The following is a 15705-nucleotide window of genomic DNA, read 5'->3' as shown; positions in this document are numbered from 1 at the left end:
ACTTTGCAGAGTCTACGGGTTAGTGTGTTTTCCGAAGCGGCTACCTATTTGGCGAACATTGATCCGTTCTTAGACCGACATCTACTGGCTATGCGCGATGTGCAACGGGAAGATGGTCGCTTTACGGATGTAGCACCCCTTGGGGCAGATTTTATAGACCCGAGTTCTACGTGCATGAAGCTCGTATGCTGGGTGCAACAATACATCCGCCTTGCGTGAATAAAAGCAATGCGGGAAATCGTATTTATGGTAAGGATTTGTATTTAGGATTAGGCTATTTGCGGGAATTGGAACAACGGGTAATGGAGCGTATTTTAAAAGAACGCTTCGTAAAAGGTGATTTTATATCGTTAGAAGATTTTTTGGACAGACTGATGATTTCCATAGAACAAGTCAGTATTTTAATACGGATTGATGCCTTCCGATTTACGGAAACCAATAAACACGAACTCCTCTGGAAAGCACATTTGTTTTTGAACCAAACAAAGAAAATAGACCACCCAAAACTGTTCGCGCCAAAACAGCAACATTTCGAAATTCCGTCTTTATATAGTACCAATCTAGAAGTTGCTTTTACGCAGTTAGAATTATTGGGATTTAGTTTATGTAGTCCGTTTGAACTTTTAGAAGAGGTGCCATTAAATACTTCGGGGAGTAAAGATTTTGAAAAGTATCTAAATAAAAATATCGATATCTATGGATACTTGATTACTATAACGAGCAAAAACTCACACCGGTAAAGCAATGTTTTTTGCAACCTTATTAGACCAACAAGGGCAAGTTTTTGATGCGGTATTGTTCCCTCCGGTAGCGGCAAAATATATGTTTAGAGGAAGAGGAATTTATCGGTTCTATGGTAAAGTAGTCAGTGAATTCGGTTTCTTGAGTATAGAGGTTATTAAACTAGTAAAACAAGATTTCATTCAAGACCCAAGGTATGCCGATATGAAAACTAGTGCCAAAGTTTTTGACCAAAAGAAGACTGGTGATGAGAAAATAGAAGTTAGAAAATAGAGTAAGCGCTACTCGCTATTCGCAATGCGCCACGCGCTTAGCGCAAAATAATTATTTCGTGAAGTTCATCGCGAGACGAAAAGCACCCCGGACATTGCGTCACGGGCGAAGCCCAATTGAAGCGCCCAGCGAAAGGCGTTTAGCGCTTGGCGTAATTACTATCAACCGACAACCGACAACCAACAACCAATTTTCAAAAAGCCTCTAATACATAACCGAATATCCAGTATAGTATTAGAAACACAAAAACGGTTCCTATACAACCACATTTACCTCCACCTATTTTCTTTGCGCCGTACCACGCACCAATAATTTGAATCAATTTTTTCATGATGGCAATTTACGAGTTTAGTTGGTTGCTTTTGATTTAAAAAATAGCTTAAAAACTAAATTTTAAGGAAAGCAAAAATCTCTTCTCTTTCAAATAATACTATATGATTTAGAAGTAGAAGAGATTTTTATAAAGAATTACTTAATTATTTATTGAACTCTTTGTCCAAAAATTCATAACGCGCATCATTTTGAGCATTTATTAATTTACTTTCCGTGTTAATAACCATAACTGGGGGAGTAACGTCTTTTGCGGTTGCCGCATCCCAATTTGGCAAACCTTCACCGTTTGGATTTCCTGTTTTAATGAAATTAGCAAAATAGGTCATCATATCTTTAGATACCTTAAAATCATCCGCCGTCCAGGCATAATCCTTTACCAAATGCAAGTTGCCCATACAGTATTCAATTTCACAGGCATGTGGCGCACCTACCGCTTTTGGCTCTGGGGGAGTGTCGGTACTTTTTTCTACTGTACCACCTGCTAAACCAGAAGTTAGTGTATTGTCTACTAATGGGGGCCTTAGTTTACTGTATAAATATCTGTAAACAGGTTGGTCACTATTTTTTCTATGTAAGTCGAACCATTTCCAGGTGCTATATGAGATAAATCTGTCAGAAGCCAAAGCAGTAGCCGATAATTCAATTTCTTTTTCCGAACCATGAGGGTATAACTCCAGTACTTTTTTATATTCCTTTGGATAAGTTTCTTTGACCTTATTTACATAATTTTCTTCTGTATATGGACCTTGAGTGAAAGCCATACCTGGTATTTCAGCAGAATTCCACCCTAATAATAATGGGACCATAGCTTGTTCTTTATTTTCAAAGATTTCAGGTAGCGTTTTGGGTAAAAAGTAACCATCTAGAACAGCTGGAAAGCCAAATAGTTTAGACTCATTATATATTTCGTATACTTCTCTGGTGCTCAATTTACGTAATGCTGCAATTGATGAATAACCAGCATTTTTAGCAAATTCCTCACCCATATTTTCTGCATCTTTCAATGAAATAGGTGACATAGTAGGGTTGATGCCAGCACCACTTTCACCTATAGCTCCTGCAATTAAATCTTTGGATAATGGAGACGCCATTTGTTGACTTGTGCCAATAGAACCGGCAGATTCGCCTGCAATGGTTATTTTATTAGAATCGCCACCAAAAGCAGCAATATTTTTATTTACCCATTTAAGTGCCGCATTTTGGTCTAGTAGGCCATAGTTTCCCGAAGCCTTATAAGAAGCTTCAGTACTTAATTCTGGATGGGCTAGAAAGCCAAAAATGTTTAATCTGTAATTGGTTGTCACCACGACAACACCCTCTTTTGCCATGCTTTCTCCATCATAACGAGGCTCAGAGGCATCACCTGCAACATTTCCACCGCCAAAGAAATATAGCAGTACAGGTAAGTCTGTGGTGTTTCGGTCTGCGGGAGTCCATACATTTAAATACAGGCAGTCTTCGCTAACTCCGTTTGATCTCGATTTCATGTCACCGAATACCATGGTTTGCATAGGGCGTGGACCAAAGGCTTTGGTCTCTTTAACTCCGCTCCAATTATCTAAAGGTTGTGGCGCCCTCCATCTAAGGTCACCTATTGGTGGTTTGGCAAATGGAATACCGAAATATTGTTGAATTCCGGTATGAGTGTCATAATTACCTTCGATGATTCCGTGTTCAATAGTTACTTGAACAGGAAATGAATTCGTTTCTTGTGCATTCGTGAAATTGAAGGTTAACAAAAGGCTGAATAGTATGATTCTAAGATTTCTCATGATTGCTAAATGTATTATTGTCTCATTATGTAACAATAATACATTTAATTTTTAATTATATGATAATCTGACAATTAAATTTTAGTATTATTGATAAAATTTAGTATCAGATGTTGATACGTATTTTATAAAAAAAATAAATCTTATGAGGTCTACATTTCTAATTCTGTTTCTCGTCATTTCTTCATTTGTATGTTCTCAACAAGCCTCATTAGAGGAACTGAACTCTTTAGTGAAACCAAGAATGCGAGTAATAATAGATAATGATTTAGGAGGGGATCCTGACGGACTCTTTCAGCTGGCACATCATTTAATGTCACCATCTGTAGAAATACGTGGTGTAATTGCCTCTCATTTATATGAACAAGGTTTTGGTGGTCCTGGAACTTCTGCATATGCAAAAGAACAAGCTATGAAGGTTATTGAAATTTTAGAGCTAGAACATAAAATAACGGTTTATACAGACATGAGTCAAAGTATGTCCGATGTTACAAAACCTATAAATAGTGATGCTGTACAGGCGATTATAAAAGAAGCAATGCGTACCGATACTGATTTGCCTTTATATGTTGTAGCTGGTGGCGCATTAACCAATATTGCAAGTGCTTACTTGCTTGAACCTAAAATTGCAGAAAAATTAACCTTGGTTTGGATCGGCGGTCCAGAATATACAGATATCGCAATTCCGCCACCTGGGTATACTACTTTAGAATATAATTTAGGGATCGATATTAAAGCCGCTCAAGTTATATTCAATGATTCAGACATTAATATATGGCAAGTACCAAGAAACGTCTATCGACAACCTATAATGTCAGATGCCGAACTGTTGACAAAAGTTAAAGGTAAAGGTAGACTTGGTAATCATTTATTTAATGTGATGAAAGAGGCTTATGCGAAATTGGATAAATGGAATATTCCTATGGGGGAGGTTTATATATATGGCGATAACCCATTAGTGCTTCTGACCGCTCTTCAGTCGTCATTTGAGCCAGACCCATCATCGAGCACGTATGTTCTAAAACAAGTTCCAAAAATAAATGATGTAGGATTATATGAAACTAACCATAAAGGTAGAAATATAAGAGTATACCACCAGTTAGATAATAGGTTGTTGTTTGAAGACTTCTTTGCGAAGTTGGCCTTGTTGAATAAGTAATGCACTAAGTTTTTATTTTAATAGTTTCTTATGACCTTGGCACACCTTTAGCTCGTGGAGGCGTAGCAATAATTGCCTAAAACGTTCGTTATCTTTTTACATTGAAGTGCTTGAAAAAAAACAAGTATTTGTATAAGTAATTTTAAAGTAACTGAAAGGTCCCCATTTTTAATGCAGGAACAAAGTGTACATCTTACTAATTCATTAAAGTGGTTCGTTTTGGTCGTTAAGACAAAGCGAGAGAAACAAGTTGCTGATATTTTAGAGCGTCATGGCTTTGAAATTTATTGCCCCGTTAAGAAAGAAATTCGGCAATGGAGCGATCGAAAAAAGGTAATAGAAGTTCCCATTTTTCAAAATTATTTGTTCGTAAGACTTAAAGAATCAGATAGAGATACGGTTTTTATCACTTCTCATATAAAAAATTACTTGTACTGGTTAGGGAAAGCTGCAATAGTACGTGATGTTGAAATAGCCATTATCAAAGAATGGATGACTAATGACAATATTTGCAATATCAAATCTTCACATCTACAAAAAGGAAAAGTGATAACTATTGAAAAAGGTGCTTTCAAAGATAAAGAGGCTACCATACATCAAGTTCGTAAAAATGAACTCAAACTTGTTCTAAATGGTTTAGGTATTGTTTTGTTGGCTAAAATTAGAGATGTAGCCTAAGTCATTTTAATTGCACTAGTATCATAAACTACAATCTTAGTTTTATACCGAGATATTTATTATTTACAAGTCATTATAGAATGCTACTTTGTTTTATCAGACTTATCGGTTAACCCTTTTTTTATGTAATTAAGCTTAATTACATCACTTATCTTTTTTATTCCTTTCAAATTACTTTTATTTGCCCTACCATAACTATTAATTTGCTAAACTGAGGTATTTGTAAGATTTTACATCTAAAAATATACTGATGTTTATGCGAATACATTAAACACTAATCTAATTTAATTTTCGCACTATCTTAAAGTGTGAAATTTTTGATGTGGATTTAACGGCGGAGCCGTTTTAAATCTTCAAGTAGAAATCATCCAGAAGTATCGAATTTGTTTCCTAAATTCATTCTGATTCTTTCAAATTATTCTATTGATCATGAGTTTAGTAGTGGGGTATAAATTCTAAAAATAGTTTTTAACATTATTTGATATTCAACTAAATTTAAATTTATCTTTTTAAGACATTAACAAGTAAAGTAACTCATTCGTCGATTGTTATTGGAGCTAAGGTTTGTTTTAACCAATTTTGTCTACTTAGAATTAAAAATTTATAATCATCATATTATTTCGTTCCCCTTTTTAACAAATGAAATACCGTAATTCCGATTTTATAATTCCGATTTCTATATTCTTACATTTATGTATCATAAATGGGGTATTGTTTGTATTAACTCCAGAGACCTATTTAAATGGTTTTAATATTTTGTACTATAATATTAGCTGGCTGTTTATTGCATTTATTTTAAACTATTACACTACTGAACGAAAAGAGCTCTTTTTCACTAGGTTTCATAAAATTATACAAATTCTCTTTGTCTACTTTCTTTCCTATTTTGCATTGTTTGCTATAAGAGATGAAAGCATACCGTCTATTAGATATCAATATTTGGTTTATGTAATTTTAGCCATTTGTCTTATTTGGTACAGAGTATTGTTCTTTTGGGTACGAGGTAAGTTTAGGGTAATAGGTCGTAATAGCGTTAAGGTAGTTGTACTAGGTAGAGATAGAAATTTAAAGAAAATCAGAAAAGTTTTTGATAACCCTACTTTCGGTTACCACTATATGGGTTATTTTTCGGACAGAGAATCAAAGAGTCCCACTTATTTGGGTCAAATTAATGACGCATTTGGCTATATTTTAAATTATGACGTTGACATTATTTATTGTGTGGCTTCTAATTTTAGTGAAGAAGAACTAAAGAACTTTGTAAATTTTGCCGATAATAATCTCATTCGCTTCAAAGTTATTTTGAATGATATGGATGTATTTAATCGCGCTATGTCGGTTGAAACATATGATACTACTCCGGTACTTAATTTAAGAAATGTACCATTAGATACCGAATATGCACGTATTATTAAGCGTGCTTTTGATGTTATATTTTCTGGATTGGTTATTCTTTTAATACTTTCTTGGTTAACACCAATTTTATATGTTTTAATAAAACTAGATTCTCCAGGAGACTTTTATTTTAAGCAATTAAGACATGGTTATAAAAGACAAACTTTTTGGTGTTATAAATATCGTTCAATGACGGTCAATAAAGATTCTGATTCCCAAATGGCAAAAAAAGACGATATGCGGGTTACACGAATTGGTAGGTTTATACGTAAAACCAGTATAGATGAATTGCCGCAATTCATAAATGTATTTAAAGGCGATATGAGTATTGTAGGCCCAAGACCACATATGGTGGTACATACTACAGATTTTGAGAAGTCAGTAGATAAGTACTTGGTACGTCACTTTGTAAAACCAGGTATTACAGGTTTAGCTCAGATAATGGGGTATAGAGGAGAAATTGTTAAGCCGTCTGATATTAAGAACCGTACTCGTTTAGATATTTTTTATGTAGAAAGATGGTCTATGGGCCTAGATATACATATTCTTTTTTACACTATATATAATGTAATCAAGGGCGAAGAAAAGGCTTATTAGTACTTTTGTAAGATTATTTTAAAATAGTACTCTCAATTGATATATCGATTAAAAGAATATGAAATGAAAAATATAAAAAATTATAATTTGGGTTTTAGAAAATTGTCGCTAAATCATTTGGCTGCTATTATGTTTGTGTTGCTATTTGCATCTTGTGGTAATATGAAAAAATCTACCTATTTCTACGAAGCACCAGATTCAATCTATAATTCTTCAAAGTTCGAAAATTTAGAAGATACCTTGAATGAGAATGATCTTTTAAGTATTTCGGTGAGTAGTGTAAACAAAGAAGCCGCAGATATGTTCAATACCTCGAACCAGGTTGGTGCAAGTACTGCAATGGTTAGCGGTGTTTTGGGCCAGGCTTCTGGGTACTTGGTCGATAAGAATGGTAATATTCGGTTTCCTATTTTAGGGCAAATTGAAGTTGCAGGTAAAACGAAGCAAGAATTACGGGATCATATTACAAGGTTATTAGAGGATCAAAAATTATTATTAGATCCAGTTGTAGATGTCCGTTTACTGAATTTTAGAGTTTCTGTACTTGGTGAAGTTTTAAGACCTAATGTATTTACGGTACCAAGCGAAAAAATTTCTGTTTTAGAGGCTTTAGGGTTAGCGGGTGATATTACTATTTATGGAAATAAGCAAAGAGTATCGCTAATTCGAGAGGTTGGTGGTAATAAAGTTTTACGGCATTTAGATTTGACATCAAGTGAAATCTTAAGTTCGCAGTATTTCTATTTGAAGTCTAATGATGTTATTTATGTAGAACCAAGACCATCTAAGGTTGCTGAATCTAGTGTTGTAAGACCTTGGATACCGGTGGCGCTAAGTGTTGTTTCTTTAGCCATAATTACGATTGTTAATTTTAGATAGTACTTTATAAAATAGCTCTATTAGTCTTATAATAGAAAATTAATTAAAAAATTAGTATAACCTCTATATTTCAAATGGCAAATAATAGACAGCAAAATCTATTTCATATAATTCTTCAAAAATTCTTGCCTTTCTGGCCATTATTCGTGGTGTTGGGGGTTGTTGGTGTATTGTTGGCTAAGCTCTTTCTTTTAAGAACGGAAGCACATTACCAAAGTTCTGCTGGATTGATTGTAAATGATGAAAAAAAAGGGGTGGATCAATCGCAATTAATGGAGTCTTTTAATGTGTTTGAGTCCAAAAAAATTGTTGAAAATGAGATAGAGGTCATAAAATCTAAAGATGTTGTAGAAGATGTCGTCAATACACTTGGCTTATATTCCAAAATATATACCTCTGGTTTTTTTAAGGATAAGGTGTATTATGAAGATACTCCTATTAAGATAGTTTTAATGGATCCATCAGATATAAAAATTGATTCTGATATTGATGAGGTTGAATTTTCTGTAGATTATGAGAAAGGATTAGTATTTATTGATGGGGAGGGTATTCCTTTTGATACATGGGTAAGTAATCCTTTCGGTGGAAGTGTACTTAAGTTTCTCCCAAACGGAAATGTAAAGTATAGTTTAGACAAGATTTTTAAATTTCAATTAATTCCTACTAGAATAAGAATAAATCAAATTGTAAGTAACCTCTATGTTGGGGCAGCAAGCAAAACTGCTACGGTAGTAAGAATATTATTTACTGACCCTATTCCAAATAGGGGTAATGATATCGTAAATCAGCTTATAGATTCCTATAAAAAAGCAACAATTAATTCTCAGAATTCATTGGCCTCAAATACTCTTAATTTTATTGACGAACGTATGGAAACTGTTGGGGTTGAACTACAGGCAGTGGAAAAAGATTTAGAGAAATATCGTTCTAAAGAAGGGGTAATTAATTTAGGGGAACAAGGTAATTTATACCTGCAGAATGTAGGCGATTATGATCGCCGTATAGGGGAAATTAATTTACAGCTTTCAGTTCTAGATAAGGTAGAAAAATATGTGGTGTCTAAGAATAATAATACAGGTATTGTACCTTCAACATTAGGTGTTAATGATCCTATCTTAAGTCAATTACTTCAGAAATTATATGATGCAGAATTGGAATATGGTGAGTTAAGTAAAACTACAGCAGAGAATAATCCTCTTTTGACAGTTGTTAGAAATAAAATAGATAATATACGGCCAAGTATTTTAGAAAATGTACGAAGTCAAAAATCTAATTTATACGCTAGTAGAGAAAGTTTATCTACAAATAGTGGTAAGTATAACGAAGCACTGAATGTATTACCAGAACAAGAGCGAATTTTTCTAGAGATAAACCGACGAAAAAAAAGTATTGAAGATTTATATGATTTTTTGGTTCAAAAGCGAGAAGAAACTGCACTGTCTTTTGCACCTACGTTGGGTAATGTAAGAGTTATAGAAAAAGCAGAAGCATCTATAAAACCAGTTTCGCCGAAAAAGTCTGTTGTATATCTAATTGGTTTATTGTTTCCTATTGGTTTAGGTCTTGCCTATGTTGCAGGTAGAGAACTTTTAAATACAAAAATACTTTTTCGATCAGATTTAGAAATAGATGCTAATATACCTGTTGTCGGGGAGGTGGCTTATCTAGACAAACCTAAAGAAGAGTTGTTGGTAACACAACATAAAGATTTATTTATAGTTGATCAATTTCGTCGTATTCTGACCGATATGCAAATGTATGATGGTGTTAAAATGATACAGACCGTTATGGTGACTTCAAGCATTGCAGGCGAAGGTAAGAGTTATGTGAGCTCTAACTTGGCTTTAACGTTAGCATTGTCAGGTAAGAAGACTGCTTTGATTGATTTAGATTTAAGAAAGGCTGGCGTTTCTACGTTATTTCATTTAGAAAATGAAATTGGTATGAGTCAAGTATTGGGCGATGGCACTATGTTGGATGTTGGCGTGCAAAAGACTGATAATTTAACCGTATTTCCTTCGGGCGATAAGACATTAAATTCTTCTAACTTACTAGTGAATGATAATTTTAAAACCTTTATTTCTAAAATCAAGAAAGAATTTGATGCCGTAATTATAGATACACCACCAACTACATTGGTCACCGATGCTAATTTAATAGCGCCTTATACAGATAAAACGGTTATAGTGGTGCGCCATGATCATACACCTAAATTTGTATTACAACATATCGATGAAACTGTACGTAGAAAAGGTTTTGAAAATTGTGCTCTTATTTTTAATGGTGTTAAAACTAGGGGTATTATTAAGCAAGGATATGGATATGGATATGGATATGGATATGAAATTTCTGCATCAGATAAAGAAAAGACACTTATTACCAAAGTATTAGAAAAGTTGGGAGTTAAAAAGAATAATTAAATATGCTATTATACGTATTAGCACTCTTAACATTCTTAATATTTACGGTTTTACTTTATCGTAAGCCCAAGGTAGAAACCTATGTTCTTTTTGTTATATATGCTTTTCCATTTTTAGACCTTAAAATAATACCAGTTTACTTGGGCTATTTGAGGGTTTTTGATGCAATTACCTTGGTTGGATTTATTTTTTTATTCAAAGAATTTATATTTTTTTCTAGACCATTAAAATATTCTGCCTATTTAATTCTTGGTATACTTTTCTTTATACTAAGTTTTATAAGTGGATTAAATGCCGAATTCGGTTTTAGTAATTATTTTTTCTATTACCCTATTATTACAGTTTTTATTTTTTTACGTTTTTTGTTCATTTCTTTTGAAAATAACTTAAATCAGTGGAAGGTCTTAAACGGTTTTAAAACGGCCTATATTTTTGCGTTAGCATTTATGACCTTGCAATTTATGTTTGGTCTTAAATTTACGCTTACTCCAGATATTGGTGTAAATGTTTTTAATGAAGATACAGGTGTAACAAGATATCAAGGTATTTTTGGTGATAGTCAACTAAACGGGCAATTTTTGGCAATGGGATCTTTTATGTTTTTACTATTTCAACAAAATATCTCAATACAAAAGAAATATTTGAATTACTGTGGTTTTATATTGGGTGTAGTATATCTAATTCTAGCAGGCAGTAGATCAGCTGTAGGAGGTTTTTTAGTGGGTTTATTATTTATCTTCCTTCTTAGCAATTTACGTGTTAAAGTTTATGGATTGGTTTTAGGCTTTATTGCAATTTCAGGGCTTTTCTTATTCGCACCTGATAACGCTATATTTTCTAGGTCAGGTAATTTGAGCAACGATCTTGATTTTAGGCAGTCTATTTGGGAAGAAACTATAATTATAATTGAAAACCACCCTTTTCTTGGGGTTGGTTTGGGAAATTTTCAGGAATTTACATCTAAATATAATCAAGATTTATATTTACAAGTTGGGCCAGGTGAGTTTTTGTTCTTTACACAACCTGAAAACGGATATTTGAAAATTTTAGTTGAACATGGCATCTTTGCCTTTGCCCTATTTTCTCTTTTTTTTATAATTCCTTTTTTGAATGTTACCAAGGGAATATTTTTTCGCTCTATTAGCAAAAAAACGTATTATTTAATAGCAGCATTATGTAGTTGGCTGATAGCATTCAATACAGTGTACACCCTAACTGATTATCGTATTCTTTTATTGATTGCATTAATTTTATTTTTTATTATAGTGGTTTTTTCTAAAGAAGATAAAATACTTAATGAAACACTATAAAGAGACACATTTATTAGAGACTTTGTAACCTTTTTATACAATCTGTAGTAATTATAAAAATTGCCATTTTATGAATTTTAAAATTTTAATAGGAATACCTCCCAAAAATCATGTAAATCTGGCTATGGATGAAGTAGATGGGTTGAAAAATTTAGGTAATAATTGTGAGACTATAATTTACACCCGGAATAACTCTAGCTTAAGTGTTTTAAACAAGCTTATTGGAGTTATTTCTAATGCTTTTGAATTAGCTAAACATCTTAGACAGTTTCAGCCTGATTTTCTATACCTAAACTCAAGATTTGAGCCAGTAGGGTCTACCCGAGATTTTATTACATTGATTATTTTAAAATGTTTTGTTAGAAATAGTTTCAAAATTGGCATTAAATCTCATGGTTCTAATTTTGATATTTTTAAAAAGAAGTCCATATTTTATAGAAAATTGGTTTTGCCTTTTTTAATCAAAAACGTAGATATTTGGTGGTTTCTTTCTCAAGATGAAAAATTAACGATTGAAAAGTTCAATAAAGTAATGTTTGATAAAACATTTGTTACACCCAATATAATAGATAGGAAAAGATCGTTATTATCACCATTATTTTTAGAAAAATATAATTTACCAACCGATAAATTCACATTTCTATTTGTAGGGCGTATGGTAAAAGAGAAAGGTGTCTTCAATATTATCAAAAGTATTCCTTTTTTCGATAAACGCGATAATTGCATTTTTGTCTTTGTAGGCGATGGAAATGAATTTAATGAGATTAAGTTACTTGCTCAGCAAGTTAACGTTGAGAAATATATACGCTTCTTAGGTTATTTGCCGGAAGCAGAATGTGATCAATTTTATGCAAATACCGATGCCCTTGTATTTCCATCGCATGACGAAGGGTTCGCTATGGCCTTATTTAAATCTGTAGCTTGTGGTATGCCTATAATTACGACTCAAATTAGGGCAGCGAAAGATTATTTAAAAGAACCTGATAATTGCCTTTGGGTTGATGGCAAGTCTTCAATTAGTATCGGACAAGCTTTGAGTAAACTCTATGATAATCAAGAAATGCGTCAAACTATGCAAAAAAACAATAAGATTTTAGGACAAATATTTTCTCGTGAAATAATTATGAAAGAGATGGAAAACAAAATAAGGGAAGTGATTCAATAATATTATTAGTTATAAGTTTGGTTTTCATAGCCTCTTATTAATAAGGAATAGTAATTCATTTAGTAAAATATAAATAAAATAAACATCATGATATATAGAAGTAAAGCCCCTCTTAGAATAGGTCTTGCTGGCGGAGGAACTGATGTAAGTCCATATTCTGACCAATTTGGCGGTGCAATACTTAATGCAACTATCAGTCTTTTTGCTTATGCAACTATAGTTCCAAATACTAGCGGCGAGATATTATTTCATTCTCAAGATAGAAATGAAATTGAGCGAGTACCATCAAATATTAAGATAGAATATAATGGTACTCTTGATTTATTGAAAGGGGTTTATAATCGTATAGTTAAAGATTATAGCTTAAAACCTTTGTCTTTTGAGTTGCATACATTTGTTGATGCACCAGCAGGTTCTGGTTTAGGATCATCTTCAACCTTGGTAGTTGCAATTGTCGGGGCATTTGCTGAATGGTTAAAACTCCCATTAGACGAGTACGATATAGCTAGACTTGCATTTGATATTGAAAGGGTAGATATGAATATGTCAGGCGGAAAACAAGATCAATACGCTGCTACTTTCGGAGGGTTTAATTTTATGGAATTTGAAAAGGATAATCGAGTAATTGTTAATCCATTAAAAATCAAAAGTAGAAACATATACGAACTTGAAAATAATCTGATTTTATATTATTTAGGTACTAGTAGGCTTTCATCTAAAATTATTGATGGACAAATAAAGAACGTAAATAGTAAAAATACCAAGTCTATAGAGGCTATGCACCAACTTAAAAATCAAGCGATTCAAATGAAAAGAGCATTGCTTTTAAGTGAGATAGATGAAATGGGTACTATTCTTAATTCTGGTTGGGAGCAAAAAAAGAAAATGTCCTCAGGAATAACAAATCCAATTATCGATGAACTATATGATAAAGCGATGGAAAGCGGTTCGACTGGAGGGAAAATATCAGGTGCTGGTGGTGGTGGATTCATGTTTTTTTATTGTCCCGCAAACACCAAATATCAAGTTATAAGAGCATTAAAACCTTTTCAAGGGGAAATAAGAACAATTAAATTCGTAGATGAAGGTCTAGTAACTTGGACAGTCTAAAAAATAAGAAATATGGAGAATATTAAAAATACAATTATTGAATCTATTCAAGTTAAACAACTTATCGCTTCTGATGATAAATTAATTCAAAGAATCAATGAGGTTGCTGAATTATGTATAGCATGTTATAAGAATGATGGTAAAACTCTTTTTTGCGGTAATGGTGGTAGTGCGGCTGATGCACAGCATTTGGCAGCGGAGCTAAGCGGTAGATTCTATTATGACAGAGAACCTTTAGATTCTGAAGCTTTACATGTAAATACATCTTACGTTACAGCAGTGGGTAACGATTATTCATATGATGAAATATATGCAAGATCTATTAAAGGTCAAGGAAAAAAAGGAGATGTACTAATTGGTATTTCTACTTCTGGCAATTCGAAAAATATTGTTAGGGCATTTGAGGTGGCTAAAGATATTGGAATGTTTACTGTTGCACTTACTGGGGAGACTGGTGGCGAAATGAAAGAGAAGGCAGATTTCTTGTTAAATGTGCCATCTAAAATAACTCCAAGAATACAAGAAAGTCATATTCTTATTGGTCATATATTATGTGAAATTATTGAAGCTAAACTTTTTCCTCAAGTATGATTAAAGAAGCAATTATTTTAGCCGGTGGTTTTGGTACTCGATTACAAAAAGTTGTTTCAGAAGTTCCTAAGCCTATGGCAGATATATCAGGAAAACCTTTTCTATATTATCTTTTGACATACCTTCAGAGAAATGGAATTCAACGAATTGTTTTCTCAATAGGCTATAAAGCAGATATTATAAGTGACTATTTTAAAGATTCATATTTAGATATGAGGATTGATTACGCTCGAGAAGAGTTTCCATTAGGTACGGGTGGCGGTCTCAAATATGCACTTACTTATACAGAATCTAAAGACGTTCTTGTAGTGAACGGAGATTCGTTTTACGACATTGATCTTCAAAAATTGTATAAAGTGCACGAAGAAAAAAAGCCAAGTGTTTCGTTTTCTTTGAAAAAACTCTACAATGAGAATAGATATGGTGGTGTTGAAATTAATGAAGATCTTAAAATTACTAATTTTTTAGACAAAACATACAATGGTGAAATTTACATTAATGCTGGGGTATACTTAATTAATAAAGAACGTTTTAATAATGTTGTAGATTCACTGGGGGATAAGTTTTCTTTAGAAACAGAATATTTTTTAGCAAAATTTAAGGAAGAAGTTTTTGTTGGTGTTCCTTATTCAGGAAAGTACTTTTTAGACATCGGCATTCCAGAAGATTATTTAAAGGCACAGAAGGAAATCGTAAAGCTTATTGAAAAGGAAACTAAAAGGAAAAACCTCTTTCTAGATAGAGATGGTGTTATCAATAACAAAATTGAAAATGGATATGTTCTTAATTGGGAACAATTTCATTTTAAGAAAGACTTTATAGATTTTATTCAAAAGCATAATGATAAATTTTCACTTAAAATTGTTGTTACTAATCAAAGATGTGTTGGGCGTGGTTTGATAAGTGCTGATCAACTTAAAAGTATTCATGGTCAAATGATAGAACAACTTAAGGATATAGATGTGACGATTGACAAAGTTTATTTTTGTCCTGAAATTGATGATTCAGCACCCTGTAGAAAACCTAATGCAGGTATGCTTATAGAAGCTGAAAAAGATTTTTCAGAGTTGACCCTTGATCATAGTACATGGTTTATTGGGGATTCTCTTTCAGATATGCAGGCGGGCAAAAAAGCTGGTGTTTGTACAATTTTAGTTTCCAAAGATATTTATAAATTAAAAAAAATAGAGCTAGCCGATTTTATTGTGGAATCCTTGGATGAATTGGATGAAATATTAAAAGTCAAACAATAAATTAAAATTATATTAATAAAACTTCTAGA

14 protein-coding genes are annotated in these 15705 nt (G+C 32.8%); 12 read left to right on the top strand and 2 right to left on the bottom strand.

What is annotated here, in order from left to right:
- Nucleotides 1–215: 215 nt before the first annotated feature.
- Both ACEN2N_RS03420 and ACEN2N_RS03415 read left to right on the top strand, forming a co-directional pair.
- Nucleotides 216–740 (top strand): helix-hairpin-helix domain-containing protein, encoded by a 525-nt coding sequence (locus tag ACEN2N_RS03420; RefSeq protein ID WP_441822998.1) that lies wholly within the window; start codon nt 216–218, stop codon nt 738–740.
- A 4-nt stretch (nt 741–744) separates the two neighbouring features.
- A complete protein-coding gene (locus ACEN2N_RS03415) occupies nt 745–1014 on the top strand; it encodes a hypothetical protein (RefSeq protein WP_441822997.1) in 270 nt (89 codons plus the stop codon).
- 193 nt (nt 1015–1207) lie between these two features.
- On the opposite strand, the gene ACEN2N_RS03410 is transcribed toward ACEN2N_RS03415, so the two are convergent.
- A complete protein-coding gene (locus ACEN2N_RS03410; RefSeq protein WP_027065147.1) occupies nt 1208–1345 on the bottom strand; it encodes a hypothetical protein in 138 nt (45 codons plus the stop codon).
- Nucleotides 1346–1490: 145 nt separating this feature from the next.
- The gene (locus ACEN2N_RS03405; RefSeq protein WP_441822996.1) at nt 1491–3119 is read right to left on the bottom strand and encodes a carboxylesterase/lipase family protein; all 1629 of its coding nucleotides are present in this window, start codon (nt 3117–3119) and stop codon (nt 1491–1493) included.
- A 145-nt stretch (nt 3120–3264) separates the two neighbouring features.
- Between ACEN2N_RS03405 and ACEN2N_RS03400 the strand changes: the two genes are divergently transcribed.
- From ACEN2N_RS03400 to ACEN2N_RS03355, 10 genes are all read left to right on the top strand, one after another.
- The gene (locus tag ACEN2N_RS03400) at nt 3265–4278 is read left to right on the top strand and encodes a nucleoside hydrolase (RefSeq protein ID WP_441822995.1); all 1014 of its coding nucleotides are present in this window, start codon (nt 3265–3267) and stop codon (nt 4276–4278) included.
- Nucleotides 4279–4449: 171 nt separating this feature from the next.
- On the top strand, nt 4450–4956 hold the full coding sequence (locus ACEN2N_RS03395) for a UpxY family transcription antiterminator (RefSeq protein ID WP_441822994.1): 507 nt from the start codon (nt 4450–4452) through the stop codon (nt 4954–4956).
- A gap of 639 nt (nt 4957–5595) precedes the next feature.
- Nucleotides 5596–6948 (top strand): exopolysaccharide biosynthesis polyprenyl glycosylphosphotransferase, encoded by a 1353-nt coding sequence (locus tag ACEN2N_RS03390; protein WP_441822993.1) that lies wholly within the window; start codon nt 5596–5598, stop codon nt 6946–6948.
- 63 nt (nt 6949–7011) lie between these two features.
- The gene (locus tag ACEN2N_RS03385; protein ID WP_441822992.1) at nt 7012–7827 is read left to right on the top strand and encodes a polysaccharide biosynthesis/export family protein; all 816 of its coding nucleotides are present in this window, start codon (nt 7012–7014) and stop codon (nt 7825–7827) included.
- 74 nt (nt 7828–7901) lie between these two features.
- The gene (locus ACEN2N_RS03380) at nt 7902–10247 is read left to right on the top strand and encodes a GumC family protein (RefSeq protein ID WP_441822991.1); all 2346 of its coding nucleotides are present in this window, start codon (nt 7902–7904) and stop codon (nt 10245–10247) included.
- A 362-nt stretch (nt 10248–10609) separates the two neighbouring features.
- Nucleotides 10610–11557, top strand: coding sequence for an O-antigen ligase family protein (locus ACEN2N_RS03375; protein ID WP_441822990.1), 948 nt, complete (start codon nt 10610–10612; stop codon nt 11555–11557).
- A gap of 70 nt (nt 11558–11627) precedes the next feature.
- Entirely contained in the window at nt 11628–12722 is a 1095-nt protein-coding gene (locus tag ACEN2N_RS03370; protein WP_441822989.1) for a glycosyltransferase family 4 protein, read from the top strand.
- 87 nt (nt 12723–12809) lie between these two features.
- Nucleotides 12810–13832 (top strand): GHMP family kinase ATP-binding protein, encoded by a 1023-nt coding sequence (locus ACEN2N_RS03365; RefSeq protein WP_441822988.1) that lies wholly within the window; start codon nt 12810–12812, stop codon nt 13830–13832.
- A gap of 12 nt (nt 13833–13844) precedes the next feature.
- Nucleotides 13845–14423, top strand: coding sequence for a D-sedoheptulose-7-phosphate isomerase (locus ACEN2N_RS03360; protein WP_441822987.1), 579 nt, complete (start codon nt 13845–13847; stop codon nt 14421–14423).
- The gene (locus ACEN2N_RS03355) at nt 14420–15676 is read left to right on the top strand and encodes an HAD-IIIA family hydrolase (RefSeq protein ID WP_441822986.1); all 1257 of its coding nucleotides are present in this window, start codon (nt 14420–14422) and stop codon (nt 15674–15676) included. The genes ACEN2N_RS03360 and ACEN2N_RS03355 overlap by 4 nt, the downstream gene beginning before the upstream one ends.
- Nucleotides 15677–15705 lie beyond the last annotated feature (29 nt).

It is taken from the genome of Maribacter spongiicola (assembly GCF_052119685.1).
GTDB classification, from domain to species: Bacteria; Bacteroidota; Bacteroidia; order Flavobacteriales; family Flavobacteriaceae; genus Maribacter; species Maribacter spongiicola_A.
This window is presented reverse-complemented; position numbering and strand designations above follow the sequence as displayed.

Coding starts and splice junctions, on each gene's coding strand:
- ACEN2N_RS03415 (WP_441822997.1), top strand. CDS start 745: ATGTTTTTTGCAACCTTATTAGACCAACAAGGGCAAGTTTTTGATGCG.
- ACEN2N_RS03410 (WP_027065147.1), bottom strand. CDS start 1,345: ATGAAAAAATTGATTCAAATTATTGGTGCGTGGTACGGCGCAAAGAAA.
- ACEN2N_RS03405 (WP_441822996.1), bottom strand. CDS start 3,119: ATGAGAAATCTTAGAATCATACTATTCAGCCTTTTGTTAACCTTCAAT.
- ACEN2N_RS03400 (WP_441822995.1), top strand. CDS start 3,265: ATGAGGTCTACATTTCTAATTCTGTTTCTCGTCATTTCTTCATTTGTA.
- ACEN2N_RS03395 (WP_441822994.1), top strand. CDS start 4,450: ATGCAGGAACAAAGTGTACATCTTACTAATTCATTAAAGTGGTTCGTT.
- ACEN2N_RS03390 (WP_441822993.1), top strand. CDS start 5,596: ATGAAATACCGTAATTCCGATTTTATAATTCCGATTTCTATATTCTTA.
- ACEN2N_RS03385 (WP_441822992.1), top strand. CDS start 7,012: ATGAAAAATATAAAAAATTATAATTTGGGTTTTAGAAAATTGTCGCTA.
- ACEN2N_RS03380 (WP_441822991.1), top strand. CDS start 7,902: ATGGCAAATAATAGACAGCAAAATCTATTTCATATAATTCTTCAAAAA.
- ACEN2N_RS03370 (WP_441822989.1), top strand. CDS start 11,628: ATGAATTTTAAAATTTTAATAGGAATACCTCCCAAAAATCATGTAAAT.
- ACEN2N_RS03365 (WP_441822988.1), top strand. CDS start 12,810: ATGATATATAGAAGTAAAGCCCCTCTTAGAATAGGTCTTGCTGGCGGA.
- ACEN2N_RS03360 (WP_441822987.1), top strand. CDS start 13,845: ATGGAGAATATTAAAAATACAATTATTGAATCTATTCAAGTTAAACAA.
- ACEN2N_RS03355 (WP_441822986.1), top strand. CDS start 14,420: ATGATTAAAGAAGCAATTATTTTAGCCGGTGGTTTTGGTACTCGATTA.